Origin of the sequence: Streptomyces sp. cg36 (genome assembly GCF_041080675.1) — a bacterium.
GTDB lineage: Bacteria > Actinomycetota > Actinomycetes > Streptomycetales > Streptomycetaceae > Streptomyces.
Genome location: NZ_CP163521.1, coordinates 212,679 through 229,112 on the forward strand (window position 1 = coordinate 212,679; position 16,434 = coordinate 229,112).

A 16,434-nucleotide genomic window follows, 5' to 3' on the forward strand; every position below is an offset into this window, starting at 1 on the left:
CACAGGGAATCCATCGGCGTGCGAAAAACTCCTCGCGGGGATGTCTTTCATGAGTAGAAGAGGCCGTGCTGTGCGGCCCGTGGTTTTTGGAATCAGCCGGTGGTGGCCAATTTGATTGCCATCTGGTTCCATCATACGGATTGCCTGCCCGTTAATAGGGCCCGGCAAAATTCACGATAAGGAGCGGACCGGTGGGATTAGGACTTCTGCTGGGCGGCGGTGTCACTCGTGAGCCGCAGGGACTGGAGCTGTACCAGGCTTTCCCCGTCATGCGCGACCTCTACGAACAGATAGCCGACTGGTGCTCCCTGCCGGTCTCCATGCTGCTCGGCGACGAGCTCCCGCAGGAGGTCGAGGTGCAGCAGAGCCTCGCCGCCGTGCGGCAGGCGGCGCTGTCCATGGCGGTGCACGACATCCTGGCCGAGCAGCGCGTACACCCGTCGGTGATCGGCGGCCTCAGCCTGGGGGGCGTGGTCGGTGCGGCTCTGGCCGGTGCCGTACCCCGTCGGCAGATGTTCCGGCTCATGGCGGTCGGCATCGACTTTCCCGGTCTGCCGGCATCCGCCCCCGGGCAGCGCATGGCCGTGATCACAGTGCCGGACGGCGAGCACATCGAGACCTATCTGGCCGGCCATCCCGAAGTCCACCCGGCGGTATGGGTGGGCACCTCGGCCGACGGATCCGGCACGTTCGTCGTCGTCGGCGGGGAGAACGCGGCCATGGACCGGCTGACTGCGGCACATCCCGAGGGCGTGGTCACCGCGGTGCCGGGGGAACTCGCGATCCACACACCGCTGCGGGAGCCCTACCGCCGCTTCCTCGCGCCGCACCTGGCGGAGGTCGACTTCAAGGATCCGCTGCTGCCCCTGTACTCGGGCCTCGACAGGGGGCGGCTGAGCACCGCGGACGAGATACGGGACATGTTCGACCGCAACCCCGTCGAGCCGGTGCACCTGCCCTACATCTACGACGGCATGGTCGACGCCGGTGTCGACTTCGCAGTCATCGTCAGCTCGTCCATCCCGCCGGGCCTGTTGTCCCTGCCGTTCCCCGTGGTCCACGTGGGCCGGCCAAAGGACCTGGAGAAGGTCTTCTCCGCCCTCTACGAACTCGACGTGCGGTACCCGGAAAGGAGCGTGGTGGCATGACCACGGACGGATTGAGCGCGCAGGAGTGCGAGCGCCTCATCGACGGCTGGCTGAACACCGACATCGACGACTGGGCCCGCAGCGTCGTGCGCAGGCACTTCGATCCCGAGTCCGGCAGTCCCTACTGGATCAAGCGCGCCGGTGAACTGCCCTTCGACCCGCGGGACATCACCCGGTACGACCAGCTGGCCGACCTCGGGCCGTTCGACCTCGACGTACTGCGCCACAGTGACCCGGCCGACTTCGTCCCGCTGGCGGTGCAGCGTCCGCTCAACGGCCGGATCTGGGACACGGGCGGTACGAGCGGCGCCCCCTGCCGGGTCTTCTACACCCGGGACATGCTCGTCCACCGCGGGGTGTGGCGCCGCTGGTCGTTCACGACCGAGGGCTTCGAGCCACACCGCACCTGGCTCCAGGCCACCCCCACCGGACCGCACCTGATCGGCAACGGGGTCTGGGAGACGAGCGCGCTGTACGCCGCGCGGACGTACGCCATCGACATGGACCCGCGCTGGGTCAAGCGGCTCATCTCGGGCGGCCACCTGGACCAGGCCCGCCAGTACACCGACCACCTGCTCGACCAGATCACCACGGTGCTGTCCACGCGGCCGGTGGACTACATCAACACCACCCCGGCCCTGATGCTCGCCCTGACCCGGCGCAATCCCGAACTCGTGCGCGACCTCTCGGGAGTCCGGCTCAGCGGAACCCACCTGACTGCGCCCGTGTACCGGGAGATCAAGGAAGCGCTGGGCAACGGCCTCGTCGGACGCAGCTACGGCAACACCCTCGGCAACGCCGCGGGCCTGCCGGTGGAGCAGCCGGGTGACCTGATGCCCTACGCCCCGAACTTCCCGCAGGTCACCATGGCCGTGGTCGACAAGGCAGATCAGCGCACGATCGTCCCGTACGGCGCCCTGGGCCGAGTGCGGCTGACCGTCCTGCACCAGGACCTCTTCCTGCCCAACGTCCTCGAGCGGGACGAGGCTCTGCGATACGACACCGGCGACCGCTTCCCCGTCGACGGGGTGGCCGACGTCCGCCCGCTGCAGGCCGCGGTCGGCAACGTGGAGGGCCTGTACTGACGGCAGCGATGGACCGAGTCGGCCCCGGTGCGCCCCACAGGCGAACCGGGGCCGACCGGTTGGCGGCTGCGGGTACCGGACACGGGGCCCGTGTCGGCAGGGCAGGTGTGCGCCGACAGAGCTGTGCCCCGCCGGACCGAAGCCCGGCGGGGCACAAAGCATCTGATCCGTTCAGCCCATGGCATCCGAGGATGTGGCGCCACCGCGGCGCGTCGTGCGCCCGCCCCTCGTCACGCTGGGGCTGGACGGACCCGTCGTGGTGCCGACCAGCGCCGTGTGATGGGCCGTTCCACGAGCAGGTAGAGCGCTGCGGCCGCCAGCACACTCACCGCCAGCAGCATGAGGTTCAGCCCCACCGTCTGCCACGTGGAGTACAGGCCGTGTCCGAGGAGCTTGCGCCCGTACTGCAGCACGATGAAGTGCAGTAGGTAGAAGGCGAACGAGACTTCCCCGAGCCAGATCATCGCGCGATTGCTGAAGACCGTGAACTTGCCTTCGACGTCCCTGGTCGCCGCCGCCGCGATGAGCAGCGCGATCGGGATGATCATGGCGGCACGCTTGGCGACGAGCATGTTCGACTCCTGGGCCAGCCAGTAGCTGCCGGCCAGCAGGAAACTGGACCAGATCATGCCGATGTTGCGCCAGCGTCCCCGCATCACCGCGTGCGCCAGCAGCATGCCGAGCGCGAAGTCCAGCACCCGCACCGGGGGCAGGAAGAGCGCGAACCATATCTGAGTGATCGAGGTGCCCTGGGGGGCCCAGCTCTGCGCGGACGCCGGCAGCTTGGCCGGGTCGGGCAATACCGCGTAGGTGAACATCGGCGTGAGGAGGATCGCCGCGGTCACTCCCGCGATCCAGTACTTCAAGTGCTCGTCGCGGATGCGTACGAACCAGCGGTGCAGCAGCGGGAAGGAAGCGTAGAAGACGAGCTCGACCCCGAGTGACCAACTCGGCGGATCCACGCTGTACATGTACGCGTAGTCGGGCTTCCAGACCTGGACCATGAAGAGATTGGCGAGTGCCACCCGGGTCGGCGTGTACGACGACGCGAACAGGATGAGCGCCAGGGCCCAGGCGATCACGTAGTTGGGGTAGATCTTGGCGAAGCGCCGGCGCCAGAAGGCGCGCGCGGTGTCCTGCTCGCGCGCGGACCAGGTCAGCACGAAGCCGCTGAGTACGAAGAAGAAGGTGACGCCCAGCGCCCCTGCGTTCTCGGTGTACTTGGTGAACTGAGCCGCCGTGTGATTGTCCTTGAGCAGGCGCAGCTGGGGGAGCGGCGAACCGATGTGACTGCAGAAGACCAAGAACGCTGCGGCGAAGCGCATCCCGGTCAGGGAGGGCAGACGGGACAGCGACAGGCGGGAACTGTGCTCCGAGGACGCCGGTCTGGTCGCGTCGGTGATGTCTTGGGACATGGAAGCCTTCCTTGGGCCTGGGGTTGCTCCTCCAGGCCGGGGGTGTGGGGACGGGGTGCAGGGAAGGGCGTGGCGGTGTGCTCTTCCGCATGGGGACCGCACCGCTGTGCGGGTGTCCGCCGGGGGCGCCGCATGGTGCGCGGCGACCCCCTTCGGGCGGGTGGGGTCAGTTCTCGGCGCCGAACCAGAGTTCGAGGGCGTCGCGGAGTTTGCCGCCGTCGGGGGCGGTCCAGGCGATGTGGCCGTCGGGGCGGACGAGCAGTGCCTCGGGGTCCTGGTGGGCGGCCTTCTCGTCGGGGACCCAGGTCCCGGTGACCACGTCGACGCGGCCGGCCCAGCCCTCGGCGAGCTCGGCCGCCTCGGTGGAGTCGCCGGTCGTGATCAGCACCCCGCGCGCGGCGTGCAGCAGCTCCGCGACCCGGACCCGGCCGCCGCCGGCCAGCTCCAGCTCCCGGTCCGGCGAGAGCCGCAGACCCAGCAGCGGATGGCCACTGGCCCCGACGTCGTACCGCACGTCCAGACCACTGACCTGACCCGCCAGATGACGGGCGACGTCCGGCGACTCCACCAGCTCACGCATCACCGCACGCAGCGGCTCCATCTCCTCACCCGTCAGATACAGCCGGGTCTGCGCCCGGGTGTTGCGCATCAGCTGCTCACCCACCGGGTGCCGCTCGGACTGGAAGGTGTCCAGCAGCCCCTCCGGCGCCGTACCACGCAGGGCCGCCGCCAGCTTCCAGCCCAGGTTCACCGCGTCCTGCACCCCCACACTCATGCCCTGCGCACCGGCCGGCATATGGATGTGGGTCGCATCCCCGACCAGGAACACCCGGCCCCTGCGGTACTCCGACGCCTGACGGGTGGTGTCGGTGAACGCACTGATCCAGCGGACCTCCGCATGATGCAGCGACTCCCCCGTCATCCGCTCCCAGGCATCCGCCACCACCTCGAACGTCAGCTGGCTCTTGTCCTCGTGCGGACGCAGCTTCTCATCATGGATGACGATCCGGTCGACACCGTTCTCCAGATTGAACGCCATCACCATCCCGCCCGGCACCTGCTCACCGATCGGCCGCTGACGCACCCCCGCACCCACCAGATCGGCCATGTACATGCCCCGCGTCGCATCCCAGCCCGGGAAGTCGATCCCGGCCGTCCTGCGCACCACCGAACGGGCACCGTCACAGCCCACCAGATACCGGGCCTCCGCCTCCCCCGGCCCGTCGGGCCCCTCGAAGGAGACCACCACCGAGTCCTCCGTCTCCCGGAACCCGGTCACCTCATGGCTGCGGTGCACCCTCACACCCAGCTCCGCGAGCCACCCCTCCAGGATCTCCTCCGTACGGAACTGGGGCACACCCCGCACACTGAAGTGATTGTCATCCAGCTTGGAGAAGTCGATGCGGACCCCGCCGAAATGACCCTGCGCCCACTCGACGTCACCGAACCGGGCCAGCAGGCCCCGCTGGTCGAAGACCTCGGCGGCCCGGCGGGTGAAACCCACCCCGCGCGACTCCCCGCTCGGCGCGGGCAGCCGGTCATAGACAGCCACCTCCGCACCACCCAGCTTCAGCTCACCCGCGAGCATCAGCCCGACCGGCCCGGCCCCGACGACGATGACGGCATGATTCATCTGCATTCCCTCCCGATGGCGCGGACTGATTACTGTGCGAGGAAGCCGAGCAGTTCTCGGGAGACCAACTCCGGGTCGTCCTCGGCGAGCCAGTGCAGGGATTTGTCCACCCGCACCATGCGCACGTCGGTCGCGATCTGCGACAACTGCTCTTCGACCTGGTCGTACTGGGTGGCAGCGGCGAGCGCGAGCAGCGGCACCGACACCTTGTCGTAGGTCTTCAGGTCCTCGATGTCCTGGTGGTACGCCTGGTACCAGCCGTTGGCCGCCCGGATGCCCTCCGCCGTGTCGTACGCCCGGGCGTAGACGGCACGGTCGAAAGCTGTGACGGACTCGGGGTCCTTGAGGGAATTGCTGTACAACCAGTCGATCAGGTCCCAGCCGTGGCCGGCGAACACCCGCTCGGGCAGCCCCTGTACCTGATTGAACGCCACCCACCACATGTTGAAGCCGGTTCGGGGACGCCGCAGCATCGGCCGGTCGTAGTAGCTCTCGTCGGGGTGGACGACGTCGAGCAGAGCCAGCCGCCGGGTCGCTTCGGGGTAATTCGCGGCGAAGCTGTAGGCGACCATCGCCCCGAGGTCGTGGCCCACGATGTGGGCGCTCTCGTATCCGAGGGAGCGGATCAGCTCGTGCACGTCACGCGCCATGTTCTTCTTCGTGAACCCGTCCGCGGGCTTGAGCTCGTCCGGAACGCCTACGCCGCGATGGTCGATGGCAATGACCCGGTAGTGCTCGGCGAGTTCGGGCATCAGCTTTCGAAACGCCCACCACGTCTCCGGCCACCCGTGCAGCAGGACGACGGGCTCTCCGCTGCCTCCCGTGACGTAGTGCAATCGCGTTCCATTCACATCCGCGAATTTGCTCTCAAAGTCTCCGCGAAGCGACCGCGCCAGCTCCGAGTTATCCGGAACCACGGGACCACCGGTAGTCGATTTATTCGACATGGACATTCACCCTCCCGTTCGTTGCATTACCCGGACTATAGCCTTGGGTGGCAGTGTCCAACCATTGCCGATCCTTACTTGAACAGCTCCCGTTAACTCACTCGACTTTGGCGTAATCATTTGCCAATCTAGGCGGCGAAAGAAGCGGCCTAAAAGCCGCCGCGCACTCAGGAAGGGTTCACTTCATGGGCAGGCTGACTGACAAAACGGTGCTGGTAACTGGTGCGAGCCGGGGTATTGGACGCGGGATCGCCCGACGGCTGGCGCGGGACGGCGCCCTGGTGGCCGTGCACTACGCAAGCAGCGAGACCGGCGCCAAGGAGACCGTCGAGCTGATCGCGGCGGAAGGCGGCCAGGCGTTCACGGTGCGAGCCGACCTGCGGGAGCCGGAGCAGGTGCCGGAACTCTTCGCGGCACTGGAGAAGGAGCTCCGCGAGCGGGCCGGCACCTCCGCCCTGGACATCCTGGTCAACAACGCGGCATACGACGGGCGGCCCGCGCTGCCGGAGGCCGTCACCCTCGCCGAGCTGGACAGATACCTCGCGGTGAACGCGCGGGCGCCGTTCCTCGTCGCCCAGCAGGCACTCGCGCTGCTGGCCGATGGCGGACGCATCGTCAACATCTCGTCGGGGATCACTCGCAGCGCCCAGCCCGACATGATCGCCTACGCGATGTCCAAGGGGGTCCTCGAGCAGCTGACCCTGCATCTGGCGCGCCACGTCGCCGAGCGCGGCATCACGGTCAACAGCGTCGCACCGGGCCTGACCGACAACGGCAAGCCGCATTTCTCCAACCCGGCCGTAGTGGCACGCCTGGCCGAACTCTCCGTCTTCAAGCGGGTGGGCCAGGTCCAGGACATCGCCGACGTGGTCGCGTTCGTCGCCTCCGACGAGGCCCGCTGGATCACGGGCAGCTACATCGACGCCAGCGGTGGCACGCTGCTCGTCTGATCCCTCGCGCCGAGTCCGCGCGCAAATGCCGGGGCCCGCAGCGGTGGAACCGCTGCGGGCCCCGGCATTTGCGCGTCCTACGCTGCGGGCGTACCGAACCAGCGCATCAGGGCCGCCTCCAGCTCGCCGCCGTCCGGGGAGGTCCACGCCACGTATCCGTCCGGACGCACCAGCACCGCGTCCGGCAGTTGCAGCGCGCCCGGCTTGTCGTCGTCCTCGTCTGCCGCCCACGTGCCGCGGACCGTGTCCACCCGGTCGGCCCAGCCGTCCGCCGTGTACGCGGTGCCTTCGGCCGCGATCAGCACGCCGCGCGCGCGATGCAGCAGCTCGGCCGAGCGCCGGACGATTCCGTCCACCGTGATCCGCCGGTCCGGGGACAGCCGCAACCCCAGCGCCGGGTGCACCGCCTGCGGGCCGCCCCCCATCTCGTAGCGGATGTCCACACCGGAGACCAGGCCGGCCAGATGGCGTGCGCCCGCCGGGAGCCCGGCCAGCTCGCGCATCACCGCACGCAGCGGCTCCATCTCCGCACCGCTCAGATACAGCAGCGACGCGGCCAGGGTGTCCCGCAGCAGCCGCTGCCCCACCGGGTGCCGCTCCGCGTGGTACGTGTCCAGCAGCCCCTCGGGTGCCCGTCCGCTCACCACAGCGGCCAGCTTCCAGCCGAGGTTGACCGCGTCCTGGAGCCCCGTACTGACACCCTGAGCCGCCAGCGGAGCGTGGTCGTGGGCGGCATCACCGGCCAGGAGGACCCGGCCGCTGCGGTACTGCTCGGCCTGGCCCTGCGCGTTCGTCAGGGCGGCCATCCAGGTCGCGTCGCCGTGGTGGATGGAGTCACCTGTCATGCGCTTCCAAGCGTCGGCGACCTCCTGGAACGTCGGCTCCTGCTCACCGTGGTGCGGCGGGACATCGGGCTCGTGGACGACGATCCGGGAGACGCCGGGGCCGAGGTTGACCGAGAGGATCATCCCGCCGCCGTCGACGTGCCGGCCGATGGGGTTCATCGGCAGCTCGACCCCCACGACGTCGGCGAGGAATATGCCGCGGGTGGCGGGCTGGACGGAGAACTCGATGCCGGCGAGCCCGCGCACGGTGCTCTTGCCGCCGTCGCAGCCGACGAGGTATGAGGCGGTGTCTTCATCCCGCCCGTCGGGCCCCTCGAACACGACGGTGACCGACTCCTCGTCCTGCCGCAGGTTCACGACCTGGCAACCGCGCCGCACGGTGACGCCCAGCCCTTCGACCCATGCGCCGAGCAGCTCCTCGGTGCGGGACTGGGCCAGGCCCATCACGCCGTAGTGGCGGTCCGCCACCCGGTCGAAGTCGACGCGCACACCGCCGAAGTGGCCCTGCCTGCCCCAACGGAACTCACCCAGCTTCTCCAGCAGGCCACGCTGGTCGAGCACTTCCGCGGTACGTCGTGTGAACCCGAGCCCGCGGGACTCTCCACTGGGCGCCGCCAATTTTTCATAGACAATAACGTCCGCCCCGCCGAGCTTGAGCTCCCCGGCGAGCATCAGGCCGACCGGTCCCGCACCGACGACAATGACACGCTGACTCATGCTGGTACTCCTTGCGGATCCGCGCGAATGGATGCCGCCCAGTGAATCTCGCGTCGCGTCCAGGAATCAATGATTCCTTACCGCCTGTTCCGAACACCCGCACAGAGGGCAGCGGCAATGCAACCACATGGCACACCGAGCAGACATACATACTCACTTATTCGCGAAAGCAAATAAGCTAGTATGCTCGACTTATCACAGTTCACCCTGTGTTGGCGGGGTGTTCGACTCCGGATTCTCCGCCGTTGAACGGTTGTATATCCGGTTTTTCGGCCCTTCCTGCCAAACGTTAGGAAGGGGGGGGTCGCAGAAAAAGGCAAGAGTTCATCTATAAACCTGGCGGAGTCGCCGGTTTCCTTGCGTCGTCGTCATGGCAGACGGGTCCAGCCTGCGGCTGAGAATTCCGTGCGGCTGGCCGCCCTGAACGGCCAGCGTCCTCTGTTAATGGACTGTTCATCCTTCAAGATCCTTGAGAATTATGGCCATCTCGGGGTGTGGTGTACACCGGTGTGACTACAGATCTTGGACAGTTATGTCAGCGCTCTGACAACAGAAACCCTCGAAGGACGGCAGGGCGGCTCGGTAATACTCCTTGCTGACCAAGAGGGCAACTGATTTACCGAGGGGGCTGAAACTACTCCATGTTCCAGCATGAATACGCTACGTTCTCCCGCCCGGAACGCTCTGCGTATATATCGCCTCACCAGCCTAACTCCGATGGGGTTTGTGCCCTCCCGGGGCTCGCTATCCCGAGGGCCGGGTTGGTGCCGCTGACATGGCGGCCGCAGGGGGTGTCGGGCGTGCTCGAACGCGGGGTTGGGGGCGGTGGTCATGTGGTGGCCCCCCGGTTCAGGAGGCCAACAGGTGCTCGGAGGGATGAGCGAGGTGTGGCCGGAGCACCGGTCCGGTGTCTGGAGCTGCTCGGGCAGCCTCCGGAAGTCGAGACCGGCGTGCAGGCGGACCACGTCGTCGGCGTACCGCAGGTGGGCGGTGCACGGCGGGGCAGAGGGGGCGTTGCGGTGCTGCGCCGGCCGGGCGGGGACCGGCCGACGGGTCCCGCTCACTCAGTCCCCCAGATAGAGGGACTCGGTGATCGCGAGGGCGAGCACCTCCGGCGTGCCTTCGTAGATACGGGCGCCGTACGCGTCCCGCAGCCGCTTCTCCAGACCGAAGGAGCGCAGATAACCACGGGCTCCCGCAAGGGACATGGCCAGATCGGCGACCTCGATGGCGGTCCGGTCGGCGAAGAGCTTGGCGACGGCCGGCTCGTACTGCGGGGCCGGCAGTTCGTTGTCCGCTTTGTGTGCCGCCTTGAGGCGAGCAGCCGGGAGGCATCGACCTTGGCGCTCATCTCGGCGAACTTGGCGGCGGTGAACTGGTGGTGGTGCAGGTGCCTGCCGCCCTGGACCCGATTGCCGCACCAGTCCAGGGCCATCTCCAGGGCGCCGCGGGCGACTCCCGTGGAGATCCCGGCGACCGAGGCCCGGGCCATGTTGCTCTGCGCCATGTTGATGGCCATGCCGTCACCTTCGTCGCCGACGCGGTTCTCCACCGGAACCCTGACGTCCTCGAACAGCAACTCGCTGCCGAGGCAGGGCCGGTAGCCCATCTTGTCCGCGACCGGGCCGCGGGTGACGCCCGGGGTGTTGAGGGTGACCATGAACGAGGTGAGGCCGGTGGCTCCCGGCGCGCCCTCCATGTTGGCGAAGACCGAAGCGAACCTGGCCACCTGGGCGTTGGTGATGAAGCGCTTGCGGCCACTGAGGACATAGTGGTCGCCCTCCCGCCGCGCGGACATCACCTCCCGGGCGTGCACCGCGTTGTCGGGGATGATGAGATCGCAGCCGGCCTCCTCCTCGGTCACCGCGTTGCAGGCGAGCACGGGCTCGTCGCCGGAGAACAGAGGGAGGAAACGGGACTGGAGCCTGGGGTCGCCCGAGAGCAGCACGGGCGCCTGGCCCAGCATGGCCGCCCCGAAGATCAGCGCGGTACCGGCGCAGACCGAGGCGATCTCCTCCAGGGCGACGGCGGTCCCCAGCATGCCGAGCCCCAGCCCGCCGAAATCACGGGGTATTGCCACCCGGGTCAGGCCGATCGCGTGTCCCTGCTCGACCAATTGCCAGTCGAAGTCGTCTGCGGGTGCCGCGTCGAGTTCCAGCATCCGGGGCGCGAAGCTCTCCCGGACGAAATCACGTACCTGGTCTCGGAATTTCTCCAGCTCCTCGGGGAGTTCGTCGAAGTTCAATTCCGTTACGAAGCCGGACATCTCTTCTCCGTTGGAAGATGGGGGTGTGAGGGGTGTGAGGGGTGTGGGGATACGCGAGCGGGGCGACGCGGAGCGCGTCAGACGGGCAGCCCGGCGGTGCGGGCGACCTCGGGGTAGTCATCGAAAGCCGGGCGCAGGATGGGCACGAGGTCCAGGACCCGGGAGACCTTGCCCTGGATACGGACCTTGCGCGTGGCGATCGCCGTGGGGACCAGCAACTTCCCGAGCCAGAGGGAGTGGGCCACGTCGCACGACATGCGGATGGTGACGGTCGCCTGCTCGGGGACGCCCTCCCCGATGTGGAACTCGTCGGCGGAGATGAAGAAACAGCAGTCCGGGTCGGTCTGGATAAGACGGATGCTCATGTCCTGCCGCCGTAACCGGTCCCGGAAGACGGGATCGTCCCGGAGGAACCCGAACAGGTTGCCGAAGATGTTCTCGGCTTCTTGAGGGGAAATGAAAAGGGCCACGTTATTCCTTCCGTCCAGTCGCCTCCGGTCATGGTCACGAAGACGTCCCTGAGCTCCGGTTGGTGAGCTTAACGAATCACCGGCGTCGGGCCATGGACGAGAAAGCAACGAGAAATTCCGCGAAATAATGGGGAAAGGATTAACGGGAGCCCTATCCGTGGGCCCCACCACCCCTTCCTGTAGAAGGCGAGGGCGGCGACGGTCTTGGCGACGTCCTGACAAGCGTCGCCAAGGAGATGCGAGCGGGGACAGTCATCGGAAGCCTGCCCCTGGGACAGGCACGGCTTCCCGGGGCGGGGGTGCGCGAGTCGTGTCGATCTGTGGTCGCCCCCGGGCGGCTGCCACACCAGGGGGTTGGCTGCGTTCCCGGTTTCGACCAGGCTCATGGCGTTGCGGGTCCGGCGGAGGCAAAACGGGTCCCGGCGAGTGGCTGAACCGGCTGGCGTCCCGGCCATGGTGGCCTGGGGTTCTACGGTGTGTGGGGGTGGCTTGTGCGGGAGCCGGTCGCCGGTGTTCTGTCCTCTTTGTGCTAGATACGATCTATGTCGTATCCCGGGACACTCATCCTCATCATGGCTATCGCGGTCCTCGCGCCGCTGATCGCGTATGCGGTCGGCCGTTGGGTGCCTGTCCCGGTCGCTGTCTTCGAGATCCTGCTCGGGGTTCTCGTCGGCCCCGATGTCCTGGGCTGGACACATCGCGATCAGGTCATCGACGTGCTCTCCCATCTCGGCCTGTCCATGCTGATCTTCCTGGCCGGGTACGAGATCGAGTTCGCCGCAGTACGCGGGGACACCTTGCGGCGGGCGTTCGGCGCCTGGCTGGTCACGCTCGCGCTGGCCCTCGGGTTCGCCTTCGCGCTCACCGGCGGCACCGCCGACAAGAGCTTCGTCATCGGTACCGCGCTCACCAGCACCGCCCTGGGCGCCGTGCTGCCCATCCTGCGCGACACCCAGGCCCTGCGCGGGCGGTTCGGGACGGTGGTGATGGCGTTCGGCGCGGTGGGCGAGTTCGGCCCGATCATCGCCATGGCCGTGCTGCTCAGCGGCCGCAGTGCCGGGCGGTCCGCCGCCGTCCTGCTCGTCTTCGCGGCGATCACCGCCGCCGCCGTGGTGTGGGCGCTACGGCCGCGCCCACCGTGGTTCTCCACGGTCATCGCCAAGACCCTGCACACCAGCGGTCAGTTCGCGGTCCGCTTCGTCATGCTGCTGCTGGCCTGCATGCTGGGCCTGTCGAGCGCGTTCGGCCTGGACAGCCTGCTCGGCGCGTTCGCGGCGGGCCTGCTGACCCGGCTCGTCCTCGTCGGGGCGGCGCCCGAGCACAGCACCGGCGTACTGGCCAGGATCGAGGCGATGGGATTCGGTTTCCTGGTCCCGGTCTTCTTCACCGTCACCGGCATCGAGTTCGACCTGGCCGCCCTGCTGCACGGCGGCCGCCCGCTGCTCCTGCTGCCCGTCTTCCTCCTGCTCTTCCTGCTTCTGCGCGGTACGCCCGCCTACCTCCTCGCCCCCCGCGACCTGTCCCGCCGCGACCGCGTCCCGCTCGCCCTGTACTGCGCCACCTGTCTGCCGCTGGTGGTCGCGATTACCACCATCGGTGTCGATGACGGCAGCCTCGGCACCAGCGAAGCAGCGGCGCTGGTCGGCGCGGCGATCCTGTCGGTCCTGATCCTGCCACTGCTCGCGCTGAGGCTGCGGGCGGGCGACACGTCCGCACGGCGGTCCGCCGAGGTCTCCGAGTCGTGGTGAGCCCCCCGTCGGGCCACAACCAATCGGCCTGAGCACCCGAGGTGACCGGTGGGCGGTGGAGTTGCTCACCATGACGGGTGTGAGGGGCTGTACCTGCCGATCGGCGTGTACGGCCCGTATCCCGATCGGTTTCGGCAGCAGTGCGAGGGCGCGATCTGGGGTTCCGGAGGGGCGGGCAGTGGCGGGAGATGCCGGCCGGGTTCGGGTCCTGGTCCACCGTCCACAACTGGTTCAGGCATTACTGAGGTTGGCGGCGTGATGTCGTTTGGGGCTGACAGGTGATGGTCGTCGCGGTACATCCGGTATATGAGGTATCCGCAAGGCGGTGGTCTGACGGCCGAGCGGCGGGTGTTTCGCGAGCGCATCCGTATGGAGGCGGCCGGGATGTTCGCCGCGGGGCAGGACAACGCGCAGGTGGCGAAGCTGCTGCGGGTCAGCGTGCGCTCCGTGCAACGCTGGCGCCGCTCGTGGCAGCGGGGCGGAGACACCGCTCTGCGGTCCAGGGGCTCGGCGGCCCGGCCGAAGCTGGGCCAGGCCCAGGTCGTGGCTCTGGAAGAAGAGCTGGCCAAAGGGCCGGTAGCCCATGGCTGGGGCGACCAGACATGGACCCTGGCCAGGATCAAGACGCTGATCGGGCGCCGATTCCACAAGACGATGACGCTCTCGTCCATCGCGCGGATGCTCCACCGCAACGGCTTCAGCCACCAGGTCCCGGCCCGGCGGGCACTGGAGCGAGACGAGGAGAGGGTCAGTGGCTGGGTGAAGGACACGTGGCCGCAGGTGGAAGCACCGCGGCGGCGCTCGGGGCCTACGTCGTCTTCGAGGACGAAGCCGGCTTCTCGATGACGCCGCCCACCCGTCGCACCTGGGCCAAACGCGGCCGCACCCCGGTGATCCGGGTGCGTGGACGCTCGCAGCGCCGCTTCTCCATCGCCGCCTTGGCCTGCTACAAGCCCGGCGAACGCTCGCGCCTGATCTTCCGGCCCAGACGGCATGCCGACCACAAGAGCAAAGGGCGACGCAGCTTCGCCTGGAGCGACTACCGCGACCTGCTGATCGCCGCGCACACAGTTGGACGCACCGCTGGTGCTTGTATGGGACAACCTGAAGTGCGCCACGAGGCGCTACGGAATCGAGTGGAGGTGAAAGGACTCCACCGCCTGGCGGTCGCAGCCGCCTGGTGAAGCTGAGGGCAGTTGCCACGTGGGAACGCACGTGGCGGCGGAAAGCAGCCCTGACAACGTACGGAACGGGTCGGCACTGTCAGACGGTCCGGGTCCGGCAAGCAGCGAGGAGAAGGTGTACGAGAGGAACCGTTGTCTGACGCCCCGTAAGTGTCCCGCTCGGCTCAAACCTGACGGATACGGGCCGGGTTGCAGCGCGTGACCGTCACTCGTCTGGGTGGCGTTCAACTCCGAAGCCGGGTTTTAGGTCCGGTGGGGAGGCCATGCCGAAAGCCTGCGGCGTAGGCATGGCGAGGCTGTCGGGGTAGAGGCGGGCACCTCCCTCCTTGATCGATTCTGCAGTGAACGTGGGAACCGCCCGCGGTCGCCCTTCCCACCGGACAGCCAGTCCGGAGGCGGGCAGGTCCGTTGCCAACTGATGGCCGCTGGGCGGGACGGAGGTCTCGTAGTAGTCCGAGCGCGCGAGAGGCGCGTACATGGCGAAGGAGACCAGCAAGTCAGCAGTGGACGTACTGGAAGGTCAGGAGGCTGTCGCCGGTGAACACCGACGAACTTGACTCCGTTCTGTTTGGAGCGGAGCGCAGGGTACTGAAGATCCAGACCAAGCTGCACTGTTGGGCCCGTGATGACCCTCATCGCAGGTTCGATGATCTGTTCAACCTCGTCGCCGATCCCGCGTTCCTTCTGGTTGCGTGGGACCGGGTGCGGGGCAACAAGGGAGCCCGCACGGCCGGAGTGGACGGGCGCACGGCCCGTTCCATCGAGGCCGGGCAGGGCGTCGTGGACTTCCTCGACGGGTTGCGGTCGCAGGTCAAGGACCGCAGCTTCTGCCCGCTGCCGGTACGGGAACGGATGATCCCGAAGGCGGGTGGCAAATTGCGCCGCCTGGGGATCGCCACCATTGCCGACCGAGTGGTGCAGGCTTCCTTGAAGCTGGTGCTGGAGCCGATCTTCGAAGCAGATTTCCACCCGTGCTCCTACGGGTTCCGCCCGAACCGTCGCGCTCATGACGCCGTGGCCGAGGTCCGCTACTTCGCTTCCCGCTCCTACGAGTGGGTGGTCGAGGGCGACATCACGGCATGCTTCGACGAGATCTCCCATCCGGCCCTGATGGGCCGGGTGCGGGAACGAATCGGGGACAAGCGCGTCCTGGCACTGGTGAAGGCGTTCCTCAAGGCAGGCATCCTCGGCGAGGACCGCATGCTGCGAGAGAACCGCGCCGGAACCCCGCAGGGTTCGATCCTTTCACCGCTGCTGAGCAATGTGGCCCTGACGGTCCTGGACGAGCACATCGCCCGAGGGCCCGGTGGACCCGCCTCAAGCCAGATGGAAAGGGCCAAGCGCCGTCGCCACCGCCTGCCCAACTACCGGCTCGTCCGCTACGCGGACGACTGGTGCCTGATGGTGTCGGGCACGAACGAAGACGCCGAAGCCCTCCGGGAGGAGATCGCAGAAGTCCTGTCCGGGATGGGCCTGCGCCTGTCGCCGGAGAAGACCCTGATCACCCACATCGACAAGGGCCTCGACTTTCTCGGCTGGCGCATCCAGCGCCACCGGAAACGAGGCAGCGACCGGCACTACATCTACACCTATCCGTCCGGAAAGGCCGTCAAGGCCATGACCGGCAAGGTCAGGACGATGTGCCGGACAACGGACACGAGCCAGCCGCTCGATGCCCTGCTGCGTCAGCTCAACCCGGCGCTCAAGGGCTGGTGCGTCTACTTCCGGCCCGGCGTGTCCAGCGCGACCTTCGCCTACCTGAGCTACTACACGTGGCGCCAGGTCGGGAGCTGGTTACGCCGCAAACACCGCCGGTCCACCTGGAAGGACCTCCGTCGCCGCTACTGCGACGTCGGATGGTGGCCGGCCTCGGAGGAAAGGCCACTGTTCAACCCCGCGAAGGTAACCACCACGCGTTACCGCTATCGGGGAACAGTCATCCCGACCCCCTGGCCCGGCCTGGAATGAGAACAACAAACGGTTCCTGAGCAGGACTTGTGGAGCGCCCGGTGCTCGGAAACGGGCA

11 protein-coding genes and 3 pseudogenes are annotated in these 16,434 nt (G+C 67.8%); 8 read left to right on the forward strand and 6 right to left on the reverse strand.

Annotated elements, in window-relative coordinates:
• The first annotated feature begins 191 nt into the window (after positions 1 to 191).
• On the forward strand, positions 192 to 1,148 hold the full coding sequence (locus AB5J87_RS38940; protein ID WP_369384055.1) for an ACP S-malonyltransferase: 957 nt from the start codon (positions 192 to 194) through the stop codon (positions 1,146 to 1,148).
• Positions 1,145 to 2,233: an arylcarboxylate reductase gene (locus tag AB5J87_RS38945; RefSeq protein WP_369384056.1), complete on the forward strand. Its 1,089-nt coding sequence runs from the start codon at positions 1,145 to 1,147 to the stop codon at positions 2,231 to 2,233. The genes AB5J87_RS38940 and AB5J87_RS38945 overlap by 4 nt, the downstream gene beginning before the upstream one ends.
• A gap of 230 nt (positions 2,234 to 2,463) precedes the next feature.
• Here the strand turns inward: AB5J87_RS38945 and AB5J87_RS38950 are convergent, their stop codons facing one another.
• The 3 genes from AB5J87_RS38950 to AB5J87_RS38960 form a co-directional block, all read right to left on the reverse strand.
• Entirely contained in the window at positions 2,464 to 3,648 is a 1,185-nt protein-coding gene (locus AB5J87_RS38950; RefSeq protein ID WP_369384057.1) for an acyltransferase family protein, read from the reverse strand.
• 166 nt (positions 3,649 to 3,814) lie between these two features.
• Entirely contained in the window at positions 3,815 to 5,281 is a 1,467-nt protein-coding gene (locus AB5J87_RS38955) for an FAD-dependent monooxygenase (RefSeq protein WP_369384058.1), read from the reverse strand.
• Positions 5,282 to 5,310: 29 nt separating this feature from the next.
• Positions 5,311 to 6,117, reverse strand: coding sequence for an alpha/beta fold hydrolase (locus AB5J87_RS38960; RefSeq protein WP_369384059.1), 807 nt, complete (start codon positions 6,115 to 6,117; stop codon positions 5,311 to 5,313).
• Between the two features lie 296 nt (positions 6,118 to 6,413).
• On the opposite strand from AB5J87_RS38960, the gene AB5J87_RS38965 reads away from it, so the two are divergent.
• Complete coding sequence (locus AB5J87_RS38965) at positions 6,414 to 7,178, forward strand: SDR family NAD(P)-dependent oxidoreductase (RefSeq protein ID WP_369384060.1); 765 nt, start codon at positions 6,414 to 6,416, stop codon at positions 7,176 to 7,178.
• A 77-nt stretch (positions 7,179 to 7,255) separates the two neighbouring features.
• Here the strand turns inward: AB5J87_RS38965 and AB5J87_RS38970 are convergent, their stop codons facing one another.
• From AB5J87_RS38970 to AB5J87_RS38980, 3 genes and pseudogenes are all read right to left on the reverse strand, one after another.
• A complete protein-coding gene (locus AB5J87_RS38970) occupies positions 7,256 to 8,740 on the reverse strand; it encodes an FAD-dependent monooxygenase (protein WP_369384061.1) in 1,485 nt (494 codons plus the stop codon).
• Between the two features lie 1,064 nt (positions 8,741 to 9,804).
• Positions 9,805 to 11,006: pseudogene (locus tag AB5J87_RS38975) on the reverse strand (acyl-CoA dehydrogenase family protein).
• A gap of 77 nt (positions 11,007 to 11,083) precedes the next feature.
• Entirely contained in the window at positions 11,084 to 11,647 is a 564-nt protein-coding gene (locus AB5J87_RS38980) for an SCP2 sterol-binding domain-containing protein (RefSeq protein WP_369384062.1), read from the reverse strand.
• Positions 11,648 to 12,018: 371 nt separating this feature from the next.
• Here AB5J87_RS38980 and AB5J87_RS38985 point away from each other — a divergent pair, with 371 nt between their 5' ends.
• The 5 genes and pseudogenes from AB5J87_RS38985 (at position 12,019) to ltrA (ending at position 16,376) form a co-directional block, all read left to right on the forward strand.
• On the forward strand, positions 12,019 to 13,224 hold the full coding sequence (locus AB5J87_RS38985) for a cation:proton antiporter (RefSeq protein WP_369384063.1): 1,206 nt from the start codon (positions 12,019 to 12,021) through the stop codon (positions 13,222 to 13,224).
• Between the two features lie 48 nt (positions 13,225 to 13,272).
• Positions 13,273 to 13,460: pseudogene (locus AB5J87_RS38990) on the forward strand (transposase); the annotation flags it as partial.
• Positions 13,461 to 13,530: 70 nt separating this feature from the next.
• Positions 13,531 to 14,070 carry a transposase gene (locus tag AB5J87_RS38995; RefSeq protein WP_369384064.1) on the forward strand — a complete coding sequence of 180 codons (540 nt, stop codon included), beginning with the start codon at positions 13,531 to 13,533 and terminating at the stop codon, positions 14,068 to 14,070.
• Positions 14,067 to 14,331 (forward strand): annotated as a pseudogene (locus tag AB5J87_RS39000) (IS630 family transposase); the annotation flags it as partial. The gene AB5J87_RS38995 and the pseudogene AB5J87_RS39000, both read left to right, overlap by 4 nt.
• A gap of 614 nt (positions 14,332 to 14,945) precedes the next feature.
• A complete protein-coding gene (gene ltrA, locus AB5J87_RS39005; RefSeq protein ID WP_190094918.1) occupies positions 14,946 to 16,376 on the forward strand; it encodes a group II intron reverse transcriptase/maturase in 1,431 nt (476 codons plus the stop codon).
• The last annotated feature ends 58 nt before the right edge of the window (positions 16,377 to 16,434 follow it).